Origin of the sequence: Pseudalkalibacillus hwajinpoensis (assembly GCF_039851965.1) — a bacterium.
GTDB classification, from domain to species: domain Bacteria; phylum Bacillota; class Bacilli; order Bacillales; family Guptibacillaceae; genus Guptibacillus; species Guptibacillus hwajinpoensis_E.
Genome location: NZ_CP156674.1, coordinates 3,184,439 through 3,201,886, shown reverse-complemented (window position 1 = coordinate 3,201,886; position 17,448 = coordinate 3,184,439). Strand labels below are relative to the sequence as shown.

The 17,448-nt window shown below is 40.0% G+C and carries 15 protein-coding genes and 1 pseudogene; 1 reads left to right on the top strand and 15 read right to left on the bottom strand.

The genetic code is table 11. From position 1 onward, the window contains the following. From ABFG93_RS16540 to ABFG93_RS16470, 15 genes and pseudogenes are all read right to left on the bottom strand, one after another. Window positions 1-894: a 3-keto-5-aminohexanoate cleavage protein gene (locus tag ABFG93_RS16540; RefSeq protein ID WP_347549112.1), complete on the bottom strand. Its 894-nt coding sequence runs from the start codon at window positions 892-894 to the stop codon at window positions 1-3. A 252-nt stretch (window positions 895-1,146) separates the two neighbouring features. After that, window positions 1,147-1,683, bottom strand: coding sequence for a TetR/AcrR family transcriptional regulator (locus ABFG93_RS16535; protein ID WP_347549111.1), 537 nt, complete (start codon window positions 1,681-1,683; stop codon window positions 1,147-1,149). A 566-nt stretch (window positions 1,684-2,249) separates the two neighbouring features. Then, window positions 2,250-2,921: a ribose 5-phosphate isomerase A gene (gene rpiA, locus ABFG93_RS16530; RefSeq protein ID WP_347549110.1), complete on the bottom strand. Its 672-nt coding sequence runs from the start codon at window positions 2,919-2,921 to the stop codon at window positions 2,250-2,252. A gap of 149 nt (window positions 2,922-3,070) precedes the next feature. Then, window positions 3,071-3,499 (bottom strand): annotated as a pseudogene (locus tag ABFG93_RS16525) (GH32 C-terminal domain-containing protein); the annotation flags it as partial. A gap of 29 nt (window positions 3,500-3,528) precedes the next feature. Then, a complete protein-coding gene (locus ABFG93_RS16520; protein ID WP_347549109.1) occupies window positions 3,529-3,981 on the bottom strand; it encodes a hypothetical protein in 453 nt (150 codons plus the stop codon). Further along, window positions 3,935-4,573, bottom strand: a complete 639-nt coding sequence (locus ABFG93_RS16515; protein ID WP_347549108.1) for a glycoside hydrolase family 32 protein — start codon at window positions 4,571-4,573, stop codon at window positions 3,935-3,937. The genes ABFG93_RS16520 and ABFG93_RS16515 overlap by 47 nt, the downstream gene beginning before the upstream one ends. 42 nt (window positions 4,574-4,615) lie before the next feature. Further along, entirely contained in the window at window positions 4,616-5,209 is a 594-nt protein-coding gene (locus ABFG93_RS16510) for a DUF624 domain-containing protein (protein ID WP_347549107.1), read from the bottom strand. 45 nt (window positions 5,210-5,254) lie between these two features. Beyond that, window positions 5,255-6,280 (bottom strand): LacI family DNA-binding transcriptional regulator, encoded by a 1,026-nt coding sequence (locus ABFG93_RS16505; protein WP_347549106.1) that lies wholly within the window; start codon window positions 6,278-6,280, stop codon window positions 5,255-5,257. 290 nt (window positions 6,281-6,570) lie between these two features. Beyond that, window positions 6,571-7,134, bottom strand: a complete 564-nt coding sequence (locus ABFG93_RS16500; protein WP_347549105.1) for a GH32 C-terminal domain-containing protein — start codon at window positions 7,132-7,134, stop codon at window positions 6,571-6,573. After that, window positions 7,134-7,583, bottom strand: coding sequence for a glycoside hydrolase family 32 protein (locus ABFG93_RS16495; RefSeq protein WP_347549104.1), 450 nt, complete (start codon window positions 7,581-7,583; stop codon window positions 7,134-7,136). Before ABFG93_RS16495 ends, ABFG93_RS16500 begins: the two co-directional genes overlap by 1 nt. 184 nt (window positions 7,584-7,767) lie before the next feature. Continuing rightward, the gene (gene argH, locus ABFG93_RS16490; RefSeq protein WP_347549103.1) at window positions 7,768-9,246 is read right to left on the bottom strand and encodes an argininosuccinate lyase; all 1,479 of its coding nucleotides are present in this window, start codon (window positions 9,244-9,246) and stop codon (window positions 7,768-7,770) included. A gap of 15 nt (window positions 9,247-9,261) precedes the next feature. Further along, a complete protein-coding gene (locus ABFG93_RS16485; protein ID WP_347549102.1) occupies window positions 9,262-10,947 on the bottom strand; it encodes an ABC transporter permease in 1,686 nt (561 codons plus the stop codon). A gap of 6 nt (window positions 10,948-10,953) precedes the next feature. Beyond that, window positions 10,954-12,039 carry an ABC transporter ATP-binding protein gene (locus ABFG93_RS16480; protein ID WP_347549101.1) on the bottom strand — a complete coding sequence of 362 codons (1,086 nt, stop codon included), beginning with the start codon at window positions 12,037-12,039 and terminating at the stop codon, window positions 10,954-10,956. Window positions 12,040-12,066: 27 nt separating this feature from the next. After that, window positions 12,067-13,161 carry an extracellular solute-binding protein gene (locus ABFG93_RS16475; RefSeq protein WP_347549100.1) on the bottom strand — a complete coding sequence of 365 codons (1,095 nt, stop codon included), beginning with the start codon at window positions 13,159-13,161 and terminating at the stop codon, window positions 12,067-12,069. Window positions 13,162-13,179: 18 nt separating this feature from the next. Beyond that, window positions 13,180-14,343: an ROK family transcriptional regulator gene (locus ABFG93_RS16470; protein WP_347549099.1), complete on the bottom strand. Its 1,164-nt coding sequence runs from the start codon at window positions 14,341-14,343 to the stop codon at window positions 13,180-13,182. A 348-nt stretch (window positions 14,344-14,691) separates the two neighbouring features. On the opposite strand from ABFG93_RS16470, the gene ABFG93_RS16465 reads away from it, so the two are divergent. Beyond that, window positions 14,692-17,226: a PIG-L family deacetylase gene (locus ABFG93_RS16465; RefSeq protein WP_347549098.1), complete on the top strand. Its 2,535-nt coding sequence runs from the start codon at window positions 14,692-14,694 to the stop codon at window positions 17,224-17,226. Window positions 17,227-17,448: the final 222 nt, after the last annotated feature.

Genomic DNA, 17,448 nt, shown 5'->3' with positions numbered 1-17,448 from the left:
CTACTTACCACCTTTATGAGGGTTTCTTAAATTAAATTGTTCACGAGCTTCTTGAGGAGTCATAACTTCTACGCCATTGCCATGAAGCATGTGCACAGCTTTATCTACAAGCTGATCATTCCTTGCCATGACGCCTTTCTTCAAATAAATGTTGTCTTCAAGACCAACACGAACATTCCCCCCGAGCATCGCTGCTTGTGCGACCATCGGCATTTGCATACGTCCGATTCCAAATGCAGACCAATGAGCGTTCTCAGGCAGACGATTCTTCATATAGAGCAGCGTTTCTGCATCTGCTTCAGCTCCCCAAGGAATTCCTAAGCAAAATTGGAACATCGGATCTCCATCAATTAGTCCCTCATTGATGAGCTGATTCGCAAAACGGACATGGCCCGTGTCAAAGCATTCTAATTCCGGCTTTACACCACTTTTTTGAATCAACTGAGCTTGTTCGCGTAGCCAATCGGTCGGACTCATGTAAATCATGTTTCCAAAGTTCGTGCTTCCGCAATCCAATGTGCACATCTCTGGAAGTAATTCGCCTACAGGTTTATGACGCTCCTTTGGTGTCTGCATGTCTGTTCCTGTGCCACCAGCTGCTGGTGTATCCAGACTTGGAATGAAATCACCGCCTCCACCAGAGGTGATATTGATAATGACATCTGTTTCAGATTCACGAATACGATCGACAATTTCTCGGTATTGGTCCACGCTATGACTGATGCCACCTGTTTTTGGATCACGAGCATGAACATGGGCTACAGTTGCACCTGCTTTTGCGGATTCGATAGCTGCTTCTGCAATTTCTTTCGGTGTTACAGGAACATGAGGATTCTTTTCTGTTGTATCTCCAGCTCCGGTAACAGCCGCTGTTAAAAGAACTTTTTGGCTCATAGTTAATTCCCCTTTACTTTTATTATCTATTTTATTATTAATGTACCATCCAGACGGTTTATTAACACAAATGAAACTATACCATCCGGACGGTAACCTTTCAAGGTATCCTTAATATTCTACTCGCTCCGTTTTTTGCGAGAGGTGATCATTAGTCCTATCAGATCAATAGATAGAGCAATAGAAAAAAGATCTTAAAATAACTCACAAAAACAAAAAAACTCCACCCTATTTCGGGTGGAGTGCATATCTTTATTCCTCTGACCAGGCTTTCAACGTACGATATACTTCTTCTTTCTTAGCGTCTTCAATTTGATAAATATCAAACAACTCCGATAACCAGATTCCATCAATAGCCAGGCGAATGATGGTTGCTTTGACAGGATCTAGTCCATCGTTTTCAATTTCATGCTGCCAGTTTTTATAAGCATGACGTATTGGCTCTAGTAAATCCGAATTGACTGCTTTTGCTGCTAGTAAACCCGCATTCATGTCTTTATTTTCATAACTTTGATTAAATGTCACATCTATGAAAGAGCGTGTCCACTTCCCCTTATCGACAGGATCAGCTTCCGCATTTTTGGCGATTTTATCCTGATAATTACTCGCAAGATGTTCGACCATCCCCTGAACTAAAGCCTCTTTCGAAGGATAGTGATAAAGAAGGCCGCCTTTACTGATTCCCGCCTGTTCTGCCACTGCTTCCAAAGTAAGGTTGAAAATCCCTCTTTCACTGACTACCTTCGAAGCCGCATGAAGAATCTCCAATTTTCTAGAATTTCTACCCATGTTATTCTCCTTTACCTCTATAATGGTAGACCTGCTACCTACAATAAAGCCCCTCCCATTTTGCTGAATGCAAAACACGGGAGAGGTGAATTCATATCAATCATATATTAGTTATATGGCCAACTTTGACTTTTACTATACTATGTGGACGGTATAGATTCAACAATTACTAGGATCATCGAATACCATGCGCCTGAACTTCACGCATTCGACCCAGGATAAAATTGAGAAAGGGATGGGGATTCTGGTGGAGGTATCTCAAGAGACAACTGTCCTCGAACAAAAGCATGTCTAAACCTGACCTGATAAAACATAGAATTCCTCTTATTCTAAAAGAAATATTTGATAAGGACCACCTTTGACATTCCCTGAGAACGTGCAATCGTAATCAGCATCGATATCGTTACAACTACAAGTTTTTCAAACAAAAAAGAACCAATAGAGACATATCTCTTGATTCCTTCCTCTTCAACACATCATTTCAATAAGCACCTTCTGAATAAGTAAGCTCATAGCTATGTGTATAGATCTCAAAAATATTAGCAAGCGGTGACAGGCACCTTTTATTATTCATATTTTGAAACAACATCCACTCGATCTCCACTCGCTACTAACACTTTTGTCACGACCGTCGTAAAGAGCGACACATCGATAACACCTGGTAGTCCCCTTAGCTGTTTTTCAAGTTGAACACTATCCTGCACGGGCTCAACATACACATCAATTAAAAAGTTTCCATAATCGCTGATTATGTAGCCATCCTTTGCAGAGCTTTTACGAATGACGGCCTTCTCACCGATTTCTTCAACTTTTTTCAACACAAGCGATAGTGAATCTTGCAAGATCTCAAGCACGACTGGATGCGAATAAGTTAACGTCGATACAAATTTCGAATCGTCAACAAGCAAGATATACTCTTTCGCCATTTGTGCAATCAGCTTTTCCTGCGTATGAATACCCCCGCCGCTCTTCAGTGCATTCAACTTCTCATCGACCTCATCACAACCATCAAATGCAACGTCAACCTCATCAACCGCATAAGTCGGTAAGACTTTCAGACCTTGCTTTACACAAAGAAGCTTTGTTTGGAAAGATGGCGTGACAACTTTTACGTTTAAACCCTGTTCTTTTATGTAATCAATTAAATAACCAATTGTGCTTCCGCCGCCAAGGCCGATGATGGTTTCGTCTTTTATGTATGCTAGAGCTGCTTTGGCGCATTTTTGTTTGATATTCATTTGTGACACCTGACCTTTTATGTGAGAGTTTAAAGTAAGTCTTCCTATTTGTTGGCTTTATTGTAACAAACGCAGACGATGAGAAGTCATTACTTAAATCGATTGAATAGAAAAAGAGTTCTAAAAGATTAGAACTCTTTCTACCATATTCATTTATTAGACCACACTGACTTCAATCTATTAATCTCCATTGAATGGATAAAAACCTCTCCACTACAGTATAACTCAAGACCGTTACTAGCTTCCTTTGTAGGAAATACTAAATTTGTAAGGACCGTTTCTCCATTATTCCCAAAAACCTCAATGGAAGAGCGGTCAATCAACACACGCAGGTGTAAGCGATTATGATCAGATGCCAGTGGCACTGTCTGTGTACAAGCAAAAGAGGAATGAAAAGAGGAATCACCTAATCGACTTCGATCAAAGGTTAGTATTTTGGTTCTAGTATCATATTCAATGATCGTCTCTTCCTTTTCAGACATTAATACCTTTAAGCCAACTACTTCTGTTGAGCCAGGATCAAGATCGAGGTTTATTTCAAGAGAGTTCCCTTGAATACCATCTAGCATATTTTCTCCTGATTCTACCTTTCGTTCTTTAAATACTTTTAAAGTTCTTTAATACATTTCAGTTCTTTAACAGGGGTTTGAATAAGTTGCAAACCAGTCGAAGTAGACTTCAGAGATAACTCTCTAGGGATTGTCATAGCGCTCCGCCAACCTTCTGTAGGTGTTTCATTCGCATAGCGCCAGTTACTCATCCATCCAATTAAAATTCTTCTCCCATCATAATCTGGTAAATCTGACCAGGTTACGCCCGCATAGTTGTCTCTTCCATGATCAAGCCAACATACATGGTCTGAGTGATGATCGTTTCGAAACTTTTCCCCATCAAATTCTCCAATAAAATATTGTGTTTTTGAACCGCTCTCGACATCCAGATGATCTCCAAGGCTAACAAGTAATACCCACTTTTGATTGGCAGGATCGTGATCGATTGGCAGTTTAAATAAATCAGGACATTCCCATACACCCTGGTGTGACCCTTCCTTTTTTTCCAAACGTGCTCGCAAACTCCCAATCGATTAAATTTAACGAAGTGTAGACACTGATTGATTGCCCCGAAGCGATCACCATCACACAGCGAGTCGTTTCATCGTGCCAGAAAACTTTAGGATCTCGAAAATCTAGAATTCGAGGTTCTGACAAAACTGGGTTACCTTCATAAAATGTCCAGGTTCTCCCATTATCGCTGCTGTAAGCCAGGCTCTGCCGCTGCCTTGGTCTCTCTGATCCAGGATATGTATCAGCATGAGTGAAGATCGCTACGAGACCGCTTTCCCCGTTAAAAAAAACAGTTGTGTCATCCCAGTCGACAACTGCACTCCCCGAGAAAATAGCGCCATTGTGATCTGGCTTTAACGCAATGGGAAGATGCTCCCAGTGAATTAAATCCTTACTAACCGCATGTCCCCAATGCATCGGTCCCCATACGTTACTATAAGGATGATATTGATAGAATAAATGATACTCCCCATTAAAATTAACCATCCCATTTGGGTCGTTCATCCAATTTGATTCCGGAGTAAAGTGAAACTGAGGTCTATGCTTCTCAGAATAGTCGCTTCGAGGCACCACTTGTTCGACATCCAATATTCAGCACCCTTTCCATAAACAAAGTTTTAAACTGATTCATTAATTTATTTGTAGTTTACTAATTGCTTTTAGAAACCAAAAACTAATAAAGTAAGCCAGTATACTCGTGATGAAAAATAAGCCAGCTGGATTATCTAACAAGAAATACACTGTAGCCAGTGTGACAACACCTATTACAATTGTTAAATACGGACTAGCTACTACAAGAAAAAACGAATTTCGCACTAGTAAGTGCCACCTTGCTTTTACATGAACCATCATAGGAAATAAGTAAATGGTTATGAGAATGTAAATGATGCTTAGTAAGACACTCACGATAAAAATCACGACTTCTATCATTGATCCAGAAAGAGATAAGATTTGAAAATTAATGTATAAAGACAGTCCTACTAAACTCCAAATAAGGGATAAACCAAAACTTTGTTTGAAATTCTCCTTAAACAACTTGAAAAAAGTAACGAAAACACCGGCGTCACCTTTTTGAAGTTGCCATGTTCTAACGACGCCAAACATAGCATGTTGAAGGGAAAATAGTGATGATCGGGAGGCACATGATGGCCATAAGAAGCTGAGAAAGAGAAAATCGACTATTTTTTCTAAATAAGAAAACACTTTGTATTTATGTTCACCCAACACATTCTCCTCCCGTCATTACGAAATTGAACTACCTTTTTAGCATTAACATGAACTTCGTATTTCTAAGCTTGATGGCAAGCTCACACATGAGGTATCTTTCTGAGGATTTTCTAAACGAGCGAGCAACAATTCCGCTGCCTTTTCTCCAATTTCATGAATCGGTTGTTTAATGATTGTTAACGGTGGATTCGTCGCTTCTGTCCATTCATAGTTATCATATCCAATAACAGCCATGTCTTCTGGTACTTGAACCTTGCTTTTATTTAACGTAACGACAGAACCTAACGTTAGAATATTATTGCCGATCATGACCGCCGTGCATTTCGATTGTTCGAGTAAAAACGCCATAGCATTTTTCCCCGCTTCCAGTGAGGCTTCATCGATAACAATTATGCCTTCATCAACCTGAAGATTGTTTTCCAATAGCGCATGCTTATATCCTCTAAGTCTTTCATCACTAGTCGTTAGCCCCAGTGGTCCAGAGATATATCCTATTTTCTGATGTCCCTTATGAATTAAATGATTCATAGCATCATAAGTACCTTTGTAGTTATCGACAAGCACACAGTCGCAATCAATACCCTCCGGCTTTCGATCAATAAACACAATCGGTAATGTATCTTCAAATTCTTTTAGATAGCTATGGTCTCCGTAGGTTGGAGCCATGATTAATCCATCAATCATTTGATTTTTAAACATATTGATTTGTTGAATCTCATTCTCAATTTCTTCATTTGAATTACTTAATATTAACTGATAGCCAATTTCTTTAAGCTTTTTCTCAATGCTATGTGCAATTGACATAAAGAAAAAACCCGATGTATCCATTTCTTTTGCAGGAATGATCAAACCGATCGTTTTTGAACTGCTGCTTCGAAGACTTCTAGCAACGAAATTGGGACTGTAGTTGAGATCCCTCATAGCTAGATAAACCTTTTTCTTCGTATTTTCAGAAACATACCTCGTTCCGTTAATGACGTGAGAAACGGTGGCAGTAGAGACACCTGCTTTTTGAGCAACATCTTTCATTTTTGAACGCATATTGTTTCCATCTTTAACGGTGTCCATATCCTTTTCACCTTCTTATCAGATTACTCGTTCCTTTTAAGGTACGAACATATCACGTAACGCGTAATCGATTACGTGACTTTTGCAAAATAAGCTCTTATTAAAGAGCTTAGGTAAACGATTACGTATTCTATAAGTATTATTATAGTTTTTTAAGTAAGCGCTGTCAATTAACTTCCTGCATTGAATGAAAAGAACTCCCTTCAAAATAAGTGACTCATCCTTTCAGGCAACTTGGGTTATCCGTTTTCAATTACATGATGTGAATCAAGTGCATGGTCAAAAGAATGTTAAAATGCAGGATTCATCTCCCAAACTTCCATCGACTTCACGGTTACCCGATCATTAGCCCATATCTCTAGTCCTAATGCTTCAATCTGAGGGTATCCTCTAGTCGTTATGCTTTTTAATTCATTGGCATAACACTCTACGATTGAACAATCGATATAAATATAAAGCCTTAACCGCTCTCCATTTAATAGAAGCTTTCCACCTTGAGATTGGCTCGGTAACTTTGAATCATTAGTTTTCTTTAAAACATTTAACGTCTCTTCTTTGCTGTCATAGTAAAGTAACGTTTCTACATTCCCGCTATCAGACTTTAAGACTTTCACTCCATATTCACTCGCAACAGCATCTTGAAATTCAACACAGAGTTCTAGCATATTTCCTTTCACATGAGCTAAGATGGCATTTGTTTCTTCGACTGATTTATCTTCTAACGAAACCAACTTTTTCTTTCGGAGCTTCGTTAATTCTTTGATCGGCTTAATACCTAATCTCCCATCATTTCGTAACCATAAGTGAACAGGGAGACCACCATTATGTGCCCAGCCTGCTGCGTATTCATCCATTAGCGAGCGCCCCCCTGTGCGATTGTAAACAAAATCAATCGGCCGGTTTGGGGATCAATCATGGCACTTGGTCCAGTAAAATGAAAATCTCCTATATCAATGAGCTGCGGTTCTTTCTGATCTGGTATAAAGCGATAATGTTTTTTATCCCATGTCCCAATCCAGTAGAAGACTTCTACATCTGCGTTTTTTCCAACAGGACTAATGATAAAAATATGCTTTCCTTTCCCGATTGGAAGCAAAATCGGCAGTTCCCACACTTCACCTAAGTAAGGGAAATGCTGATTCTTATCATCGTATAGAAGTCCTTTACAATCCCAATCTACTAAATTATCAGAAGTGAAAATGATAACGGCTCCACATACGCTCTCTATTCCAGTCCCAACAATTTGATACCAGCTATCTCCTTCTTTCCATACAAAAGGATCTCGAAACCCATCATGATGCAAGCACCTTTAGTTATACCCCTCATCCAGGAGTAAAAAACTGGATGTAATAATTAAACCCTTTTAGGTAGCCAATGGACTAGACACTGCTAGGATTGCAAACGAAACTCCTAAAGTCCAACAAGCTGTACGGTACATCGCCCATCGTTTGTACCATCGATTTGAACGAACGACACTAACTACACCTTTATAAATTCCTCAAATCCTCTTTAACAGACTCTATCTGTGTAGAATAAGTTTCTACTTTCTCACCTAACTCTTTCCAACGTAATTTCCGTTTCTGTACCATGTGTTCGACTACCTGGGGATTTGGTCCACCCGTAACACTCCTTCGCTCAATAAACTTTGATGGATCACAAATGTTTTTCCAATCTTCTTCTGAAAGCTGTACGTCCCCGATCCACTTATTTACTTCAGAAATTCTCAATTCATACAACTCTTTCTTTCTCTCGTTCGCTTTCTTACTTACTAAACTAGATATCTGATGAGCCTTTCGAAATGGCACATCATAATCTCTTGCAAGTACGTCAGCTAGCTCAGTAATTGTAATCATGTTGGTTTTTGCTTGCTTAAGCGCTCGTTCCTTGTTGAACTTCATCGTCGTAATCACAGCTGTTAATAGCTTCGTTACACGATTGGCTTTATGGAATCCGTTATAAAGATGTGGCTGTAAATCATCCTCAGTATCCACAATATCTCCATATGGTGTATTGTGGATCATCTGAATGACACTTAGTCCTTCACCAACTGCGCTGCTAGCGAGAGCTCTTGAATGTTCCAAAGATACTGGATTCCGTTTCTGCGGCATAATGCTACTTACCTGCACATAAGCGTCAGAAACTTTTAGTAATCCTACTTCATTGGAGGCCATTCTAAGAAGCTCTTGAATCCATCTACCCATATTCGTCATTACACTAACTAATGTAAGAGCGGTTTCAATTAAATAATCTCCTGTTCCAATCGCATCATATGAATTCTCCATGATGTCATCAAATCCTAACAGCTCAACCATTCGTTCCCGGCTAATTGGAAACCCGGTCGTTGTAATGGCAGCCGCCCCCATCGGTGAACGATTAACTGTATGATAGGCTTGCCATAAGCGGTCCACGTCTCTTGATAGATTATCCGAAATTGCGAGTAGATAATGACCAAAGGTAGTCGGTTGAGCAGGTTGTGTATGCGTGTGTGCAGGCATGATTGTATGAACATGGTCTTCTGCTTGTGCGACAAGCGATTGCCCTAACTTTCTTAAGATATCTAAAAGGTCGAGCATATGATCACGGATAACGATGCGATACATCGCTTCACCCATATCGTTTCGACTCTTCGCAATATGCATCTTCCCTGCTAAATCGTGACCAATCAACTTCGCAACTTCAGCTTCCACAAGGAAAAAGAGATCTTCATATTCTGGCATATAGTTCAGTAAATTTCTTTCCATTTTCGCAACTTGATTCACACCGTCCAATATCTGCTTTGCTTCAACATCCTTAATGATTTTTTGTTCCTTCAGCATCGTCGTATGCGCGCGATGAATCATAAACATCGCGTCAAATAAGTAATCACGCTGATCTTTAAAAACAGGTTTCAGAAGCTCATCAACATAGGTTTTTCCTGGAAAACATGCTCCATCCTCTAACTCGAAATCTACCTTTCTATTATCCACATTTTCACCTCTTTACTAAAGCGTATTTTCTGATTTAACTCCAAAGAATTTATAAGAAATAATCATCACGATCGCGATAAGACCAACCTGAATCATTCCGTAAGCTGCCGCCTGACCAAGATTAAACATCCTTAGCTGGTTCATTATCTCAATCGAGATCGGTCGATTGTCTAGCGTATACAAAAGGACTGAAGTTGGGAATTCCCCTACAGCCTGAACAAAAGCAAGCAGAGTTCCGCTTAGAACCCCTGGCATAATAATCGGCAAGACAACTCTTCTGAATGTGTACAACCACCTCGCCCCCAGATTCTGTGCTGCTTCTTCAATCGAATCATCCATTTGTTCTAGTACAGCGTTTGTAGATCGGACTACGAGTGGTATAAAACGAATAAAGTAGGCAAGTGGTAAGATCCAGAACGTCCCGACAAGTACCTGACCAAAGGAGAAAATAGACTTACTGTTAAACGCTAATATGAGATTCATACCAACGACCGTAGCTGGTAATGCCCAGGGAAGCATAACAAGAATATCGAGTAAATTTTTACCGAAGAATTTTCTTTTTACAAGTGCATAGGAAGTAATAATCCCAAAAACAAAACAACCTAAGCACGCAAAGAAAGCCATTATTAAACTATTACGAACAGGATCCCAAATATTCGGATCCTCAAACAACAAGCGATAATTTTCAAGATTAAAAGAAGAAGGATACTTCTGCCATGTCCACGCCCCTTCTGGAACAAAAGATAGAATTGCTAAAACGGCGTGTGGCAATAAAAGAACGATCATTGCTACAATTCCAAGAGTAACCATAACCCATTTTAGTAATGGATTATTGACCTCACTGCGGTGAGCACCTATCCCTTTTGATCCCATTCGATAGTCTTTTCGATTCTGAAACCAGCGCATAAATAAAAGGAAGGTAATAGAAACGGCTGAGAGAATAACAGATTGAGTTGCTGCCATTTCTAAATCACCATTTATTTTGGAAAAATAAATTTGTAAACTCAGAACCCGGTAGCCTCCAGCAAGTAGAAATGGAGCACTAAAGGATGCCATAGAGACCATAAAGACGAGTAGGGATGCTGCAACTAAAGCGGGTGTTAATAAGGGAAATGTGACTCTCCAGAATACTCCTAATCTTCCTGATCCTAGATTGGCTGCTGACTCTTCCAACGACGGATCAACATTATTGAGAGCTGATGAAACCGTCATATAAAAATAGGGATACATCGTATAGGCGTGAACAAGAAGGATTCCTGTAACGCCACCTATACTAAATGGAACTTCCTCTAAATTCAGTAAATCTTGAAGGGCTATCGGTATGAGCCCAGCTTCTCCGTACAACCACATAAATGCCATGACACCGACAAGTGAAGGTAACACAATCGGCATGATCGCAATACCTGAGAAGAACGAGCGCCCCGGAAAATTATATCTCGTAAAAATAAAAGCTAATGGTACGCCAATACATGCACTTAGTAAGACAGATAATAATGATATGTAAACCGAATTCCATAGAGCTTCTAAATTAGCCTGTGCTTTAGGTCCAAAGAAATCAACATAATTTTGCAAAGTAAATAACCCGTTTTTCCTAAAGCTTTCAATAAACGTTTCAATTGTTGGATAGATAACGTATCCAACGAGTACCAGGATAATCGGAATAAGTAAAAGGATTGTTTTTCTCTTCTCTGCATTTAACATCCTACATCACTCCTTTGCCACTGGGACGATTCGAATCTGGTCAGGTGGAAGTTGAACATAAATATCAGATCCCTCTTGTAAATATGTGCTCGGACCGCGATTCAAATCGGTCACCTTTAATGTGGCACGACCGTCATTTACTTTTATGAAACTATGAACAGCTTCACCTGTGAATTGAACCAGATCCACTTTGCCAAATAAAATATTATCTCCCTCAATTTTCGTCTTTGAAATGGAGATTGCCTCAGGACGAACTGACATTTTCAACCTTCCTTTTTTCGTGAATTCTTCTTCTCGAGGGGTACTAGAATGAACGATTAGATTTAAAGCCTCACAAAAAAGGCCTTCGTCTTCACCACTTCTCTTCACTTCAAACAAGTTTGTTTCTCCAATAAATTCAGCAACAAAATCATTTACTGGTTGATTGTAGATTTCCGTTGGCGTCCCAATCTGTTGGCAGTTCCCTACATTAAAAACAGCGATACGATCACTCATCGTGAGCGCTTCTACCTGATCATGTGTCACGTAGATTGTGGTGATTCCATACTCACGCTGCAGACGAAGAATTTCATTTCTCATTTCATCTCGTAACCTGGCATCTAGATTACTTAGTGGCTCATCAAGTAATAAAATATCCGGCTCAATCACGAGCGCCCTCGCTAAAGCAACTCGCTGTTGCTGTCCGCCACTTAATTGACTAACCTGGCGATCGATAAAAGGCTTTAAGTGCACTTTTTCTAAAACATCTTCTACTCTTCTTTTCACCTCAGCTTTATTCACTTTTCTTACTTTCAACCCAAAGGCCACATTTTCAAAAACAGTCATATGAGGGAAAAGGGCATAGTTTTGGAAAACCATGCCCGTATTTCTTTTTTCAGGTGAAACTGTCGTCATATCTCGATCATCGAACTTCACTTTCCCAGCTGAAGGGTAATAAAACCCTGCGATCATCCTAAGGGTTGTTGTTTTTCCGCATCCACTTGGGCCAAGAAAAGTAAAAAACTCCCCTTCTTTAATGGTGATATCCAATTCTTTAACAGCGGTTACATCACCAAATTGTTTTGTAATATTAGATAAGGTTACTGCAGTCATAACCAACAACTCCTCTTTCCTGGAGATCTATTCCTCTTTTTGCTTTTCACTGTTTTTAATGTTGTTGTCCCAGTATTCCATCCACTCATCAGACTTTTCCTGAAAAACTTCCCAATCGATTTCCATCGCATTGATCTCTGTCTCTTCAATCCACTTCGGAAGATCACTAATATCATCACGCGTTGGAATTCTGTAATATTTCTCGGCTAACAACTTAGCTGCTTCTTCTGAATTAACAAACTCGTAAAATGCTTTTGCTGCTTCAGGGTGTGGAGCACCTTCAACGATCGCGATTCCTTCCGTTAAGACTGGCGTACCACTCTCAGGAATCACATAGCTAAACGGATAACCTTTCTCTTCCGCTAGCATAACGGTATCCGGCATATTCCAAACTGATAGATTGCCTACACCTTTCGCTACCTGGTTGTACATAATCTCTGGATTCGCTGCGTATTCCTTCGTATTCTCGTCTAACTTCTGCAACCATTCATATCCAGCATCAGGGCTTTCAGACTCTTTAAAATCACGGTAGATCATGGCAGAATAAATCGTGCGCATCGTACCTGAAGCTAGAGGGTAACGGATGATTAATTCATCTTTCCATTTTGGGTCCGTAAGATCATCCCAGTCCTTAGGAGCCTCTTCTTCTGAAATCTCTTTGTTGTTATACAAAATAACTTCCGGGGTTTGAGAAGTACCAGTCCAGTACCATTCTTCATCATGGTACATATCAGCTAAAGAATCAGCATAGCTTGGCTCGTATTTCTGCAAAAGCTCATCGGTTTTTGCTTCATCAAACATTACTTGAGGAGCTCCCCACCAAATATCCGCCTGGGTGTTGTTTTTTTCAGAGCGTACTCTGTCCAGTATCTCTTGAGAACCAAGATCTAAAAACTCCATATCCACATCATATTCAGCTTCAAATTGTTTCTCGAATTCACTTAAAATATCTTTTCCGTGCGGAGAATACACGACAACCTTATCTTCTAAATCCCCTTCACTATCAGACTCAGAATTTCCATCGCCACTTGCTTCTTCATTACCTGCCATACAGCCAGTTAGGATCATGCCAAACACTAGCATGGCTGCCAACAACATCATCCACCGAGAATTGCCTTTCATAAGTCCATTTCCCCCTTCTTATAATCGAATAATAGAATCATGTTCCTCAAGGAATAGCGCTGCTGCCCCGACTATTCCTGCTTCCTTTCCAAACGTTGACGGCACAATCTTGCAGCTCTGAGGTGTGAAATGCTCTACAATTTCAATTAACGAATGCTTATAGTCCTCAAACGACTCGCTTACACCACCTCCTATAATGACGAGATCTGGATCGAATAAAGACACATAATTTGCGATCCCAAACCCTAAATGTTCCACGGCTTTCTCAATAATTTTACTAGCATCCTCATCCCCTTTTTTCCAACTGATAAAGGCTTCTTTTGCTGTTAACGATTCGTTCCTTATTGCAGAGAACTTATTCCCGATCGATGAACCACTTGCTACACTTTCAAGAAATCCATAGCCTTCATAAGTCGGATGATAGCTTTTTGCACTGTGATAATCTGTTACCAAATACCCCATTTCGCCCGCACTGTAATTACTGCCTCGAAACAGCTTCCCATTGATAATCATCCCGCTTCCAATTCCGGTTCCTACAGCGATAAAAATAATATTTTGAAGCGACTTGCCAGCACCAAGCCACTGCTCACCTAGAACGCTCGTATTCACATCATTTTCTACATAGATCGGAAAAGGAAAGTATTCACTAGCTATTTTCCGTACTGGGTACCGCTTCCACCTTAAACTGGGGGCATCTAATACAATGCCATGTTCCACATTCGTTACACCAGGAACACCAATCCCCATACCAAGGATCTCCCTATTACTTAACTGTAGATCATTAAGCATACTCGACACGTCTTTTTGTAAACGCTTAAATAAGTCTTTATGAAGATAATCGCTTGTTGCAAATTCCCGATAGGCGTGAACCTCCCCGTTTAAACAAGTAACTCCTGAAGCTACTTTTGTTCCACCGATATCTACTCCGATCACATAAGCTGCTTTCGGATTAAAAACTAGATGAACAGGCTTTCGACCACCACTAATCGTCGACTCCCCTGGCCCTTTCTCCTCTACCCAACCTTCTAGTAACAATTGTTCTACTATAAGTGAAACAGATGGTTTACTAATTTGAATCCTTTTCGAGATTTGCGAGCGAGAAATCGGTTCAAAATCTCGAATACATTTCAAGACAATTTGCTTATTTATATTTTTGATATATGCGGCATCGCCCTTTTGCATAAATGTGTACTCCTTTATAAATGATAAAATATGGCAGCAAGGTATTCAGTTAGTTAAGATAACTTACTAACAATTACTTTCATTTATAAAGGGTGATCGAAAAAATGTAAAATACTGTTTATCTCCTTTCTCCTTAATTGAGGGCTTATATACTCAAAAATGCTTGGAATTTCGATGTTTTAGTATAAATTTAGAAAATTTTATTTATTTTGTTAAATTGTGACTATAGGGCTATTCAAACAGTACAAAAGTAGGTTCCATTTATTGGGTGGATCTGCTTATAATGGTTTTAAGTTAGTTATAAACGTTTACTAACTAATTCTATTTAGGAGATGAAGGAGGATTTATTTGAAGAACCTGGGGAAGATTTTATTGTCGTTGGTTTTGATCCTATCTGCCTTTGGTACAAGCTCCACCCTTAGTTTTGCAGAAGATTCATCTACACAGGATTCAAATTTAGCATTATGGGAAACTGTTGTACCATTAACAACGACAGCAAGTTTTATGAATACGGGGGCCCACCCTGATGATGAACGAAGTCATTTCCTTGCTTATTTATCTAGAGGACAAGGCGTAGATACGTCCTTTCTTCTTGCTACTCGTGGTCAGGGAGGTCAAAATGAAATCGGCAGCGAGCTTGGCGATGGACTAGGTATCATTCGAACAAATGAATTGCAAGCTTCCTCCAAAGTACTTGGAATCGAAACCTTTTTCTTAAACGAAGACTTTGAAGACAGCATCAAAGACTTTGGCTTCTCCAAAACCCCTGAAGAAACACTGAATAAGTGGGGAGAAACAGAAACCTACGAACGACTCATTCACTACATCCGGACATTTAAACCAGACATCATCATGCCCTCATTCCGTAACGTCGACACTCAGCATGGTCACCACCGCGCCATGACGTTACTTACCCAAAAAGCATTTGAAGACGCAGCCGACTCTTCTGTTTTCCCTGAACAACTCGAAGATGGCTTAACCACATGGCAAGTGAAGAAACTCTACCTCCCTGCTGAAACAGAAGAACAAACCACGACTTCAATCCAAATCGGAATCTATGACGAACATTATGAAATGACTTACCCACAACTTGGCGAAAAAGCCCGTTACTTACATGAATCTCAAGGAATGGGAAGAGATGTAGGAGACGGCCCAGAAACCGTCGATCTTCAACTAGTCAAATCAACGGTTGGCGATATTCCTGCACATGAAGATAGCATCTATGAAAACATTCCCTACGATTTCGCGGATTACGCTGACACCCTTTCAAAAGGCAGCAATAAGTATAAACAGAAACTCATCCATCTTCAAAAGGATCTTGAAAAGGTGAAAAGCGCTTATCCTAATCACCAGGAAGTGCTGTCTCATGCTGAAAAAGCTTACAAACAGCTTCAAAAACTCACAAAACAAATGGATAAGGACAATAAGCTTTCTGATGATTTACGAAATACACTAAAGCATAAGCTTCAGGTAAAAGAAGAACAGCTTTCAAACACAATGTTTACAGCTGCACAACTGGAGATAGATGTTGACGTATCCGATGCGCAATTAACTCCAGATGACACAACAAATGTAAGCGTTTCTATTTCAAATAATGGAACTACTGAAATCGAGGATCTGTCAGCTACGCTTTCCATTCCTGAAGAATGGTCCGTAAAAGGACTACACTTTTCTTCATCTTTAGCACCAGGTGATCAACAAACGTTTGATTACAACGTGACAGCTGCTTCAAGAAACTATTATGACGCCTACACACCAAACGCGATTAAAGCAAATATAAGTTTTAAAACAAAAGGCCAAACCGTTACAAAAACGTTCACACCAGAAGAACGAGTTGCACTACTTCCAGAGGTGTCAGTCAAACCAGCCCCTGAAAACTTAGTGATTAACACAAAAGACATTGAAGAGAAAGTAACGATGGATGTGAACGTCGAAAAGTTTGCGGAAGGTGCTCTAGAAACAGACGTAGCACTTCAATTACCAGAAGGCTGGGCATCTAAGCCAGAATCGCAGTCAGTCTCTTTTACATCAGATGAACAGTTGAAAACCATCTCGTTTACACTGACTCCTCCACAGAATGTGGAAGAAGGCGAATTTCAGATCGTACCACAAGCTCAGATCGGAAACGAAACAATCAGCAAAAATGTTCAAATCATCCAATATGATCATATTGGAACAAACTATTATGTATCTGATGCTGCTGTTAACGGTGTCGCTTTTCCACTGGAATACCCTGAGGATCTTAAAATTGGTTATGTCGATAGCGGATTTGATAAGGTTGCAGACCAATTATCAAACGTCGGAATGGATATTACCCAATTAACCGAACAAGACTTAGCTCAAGAAGATCTCTCTCAATACGATACGATCGTAACTGGGATCAGAGCGTATCTCTCAAGAGAAGATTTGCTGCAGCATAATGAGCGTTTATTGGAATACGTCAACAATGGCGGTCACCTTGTTGTGCAATACAACAAGCCATGGGATAACTGGGATCCAAACACAACCGCACCATATGAACTCGAAATCGGACAGCCTTCCATCAAGTGGCGCGTCACCGATGAAGACGCTCCAATCAACGTGTTAAAACCAGAGGCTACGATCTTTAATTATCCGAACAAAATTAAGCAATCTGACTGGGATGGCTGGGTACAAGAAAGAGGACTTTACTTCCCAATGAACTGGTCTGATGAATTTGAAACATACGTAAGCTTCGCTGATCCAGGTGAAGATGCATTCGAAGGTGGTATTTTGAAGGCAAACTATGGAGAAGGAACGTACATCTATACGAACTTAGTTTGGTACCGCCAGATTCAAAATCAGGTGCCTGGTGGGTATCGGATCTTTACTAATTTGGTTAGTTATCCTTATCATGAGGAGTGAGGTAAAAGGGGGGAAACGCTTGGAGATTTTCCAAGCGTTTTTCTTTGTGTTAGTTTACTACATAGTTGTTGTGTCTAGATACAAGTTTGAAAACCCTCTCTCTTTCGCAAAAGGGTTTCCATCGATGGCACGACTTCTTAGTTAGTTGGTTACTAATAGGGGAGAAATAAAGTGGGACAAGTCAACCCAATATCTTAAAACGATTTTCTAAAAAAAAGAGAA

Bases quoted from the DNA above. Each gene is read 5' to 3' on its own strand.
- ABFG93_RS16540 (WP_347549112.1), bottom strand. From the start codon at position 894: ATGAGCCAAAAAGTTCTTTTAACAGCGGCTGTTACCGGAGCTGGAGAT.
- ABFG93_RS16535 (WP_347549111.1), bottom strand. From the start codon at position 1,683: ATGGGTAGAAATTCTAGAAAATTGGAGATTCTTCATGCGGCTTCGAAG.
- rpiA (WP_347549110.1), bottom strand. From the start codon at position 2,921: ATGAATATCAAACAAAAATGCGCCAAAGCAGCTCTAGCATACATAAAA.
- ABFG93_RS16505 (WP_347549106.1), bottom strand. From the start codon at position 6,280: ATGGACACCGTTAAAGATGGAAACAATATGCGTTCAAAAATGAAAGAT.
- ABFG93_RS16500 (WP_347549105.1), bottom strand. From the start codon at position 7,134: ATGGATGAATACGCAGCAGGCTGGGCACATAATGGTGGTCTCCCTGTT.
- ABFG93_RS16485 (WP_347549102.1), bottom strand. From the start codon at position 10,947: ATGTTAAATGCAGAGAAGAGAAAAACAATCCTTTTACTTATTCCGATT.
- ABFG93_RS16480 (WP_347549101.1), bottom strand. From the start codon at position 12,039: ATGACTGCAGTAACCTTATCTAATATTACAAAACAATTTGGTGATGTA.
- ABFG93_RS16475 (WP_347549100.1), bottom strand. From the start codon at position 13,161: ATGAAAGGCAATTCTCGGTGGATGATGTTGTTGGCAGCCATGCTAGTG.
- ABFG93_RS16470 (WP_347549099.1), bottom strand. From the start codon at position 14,343: ATGCAAAAGGGCGATGCCGCATATATCAAAAATATAAATAAGCAAATT.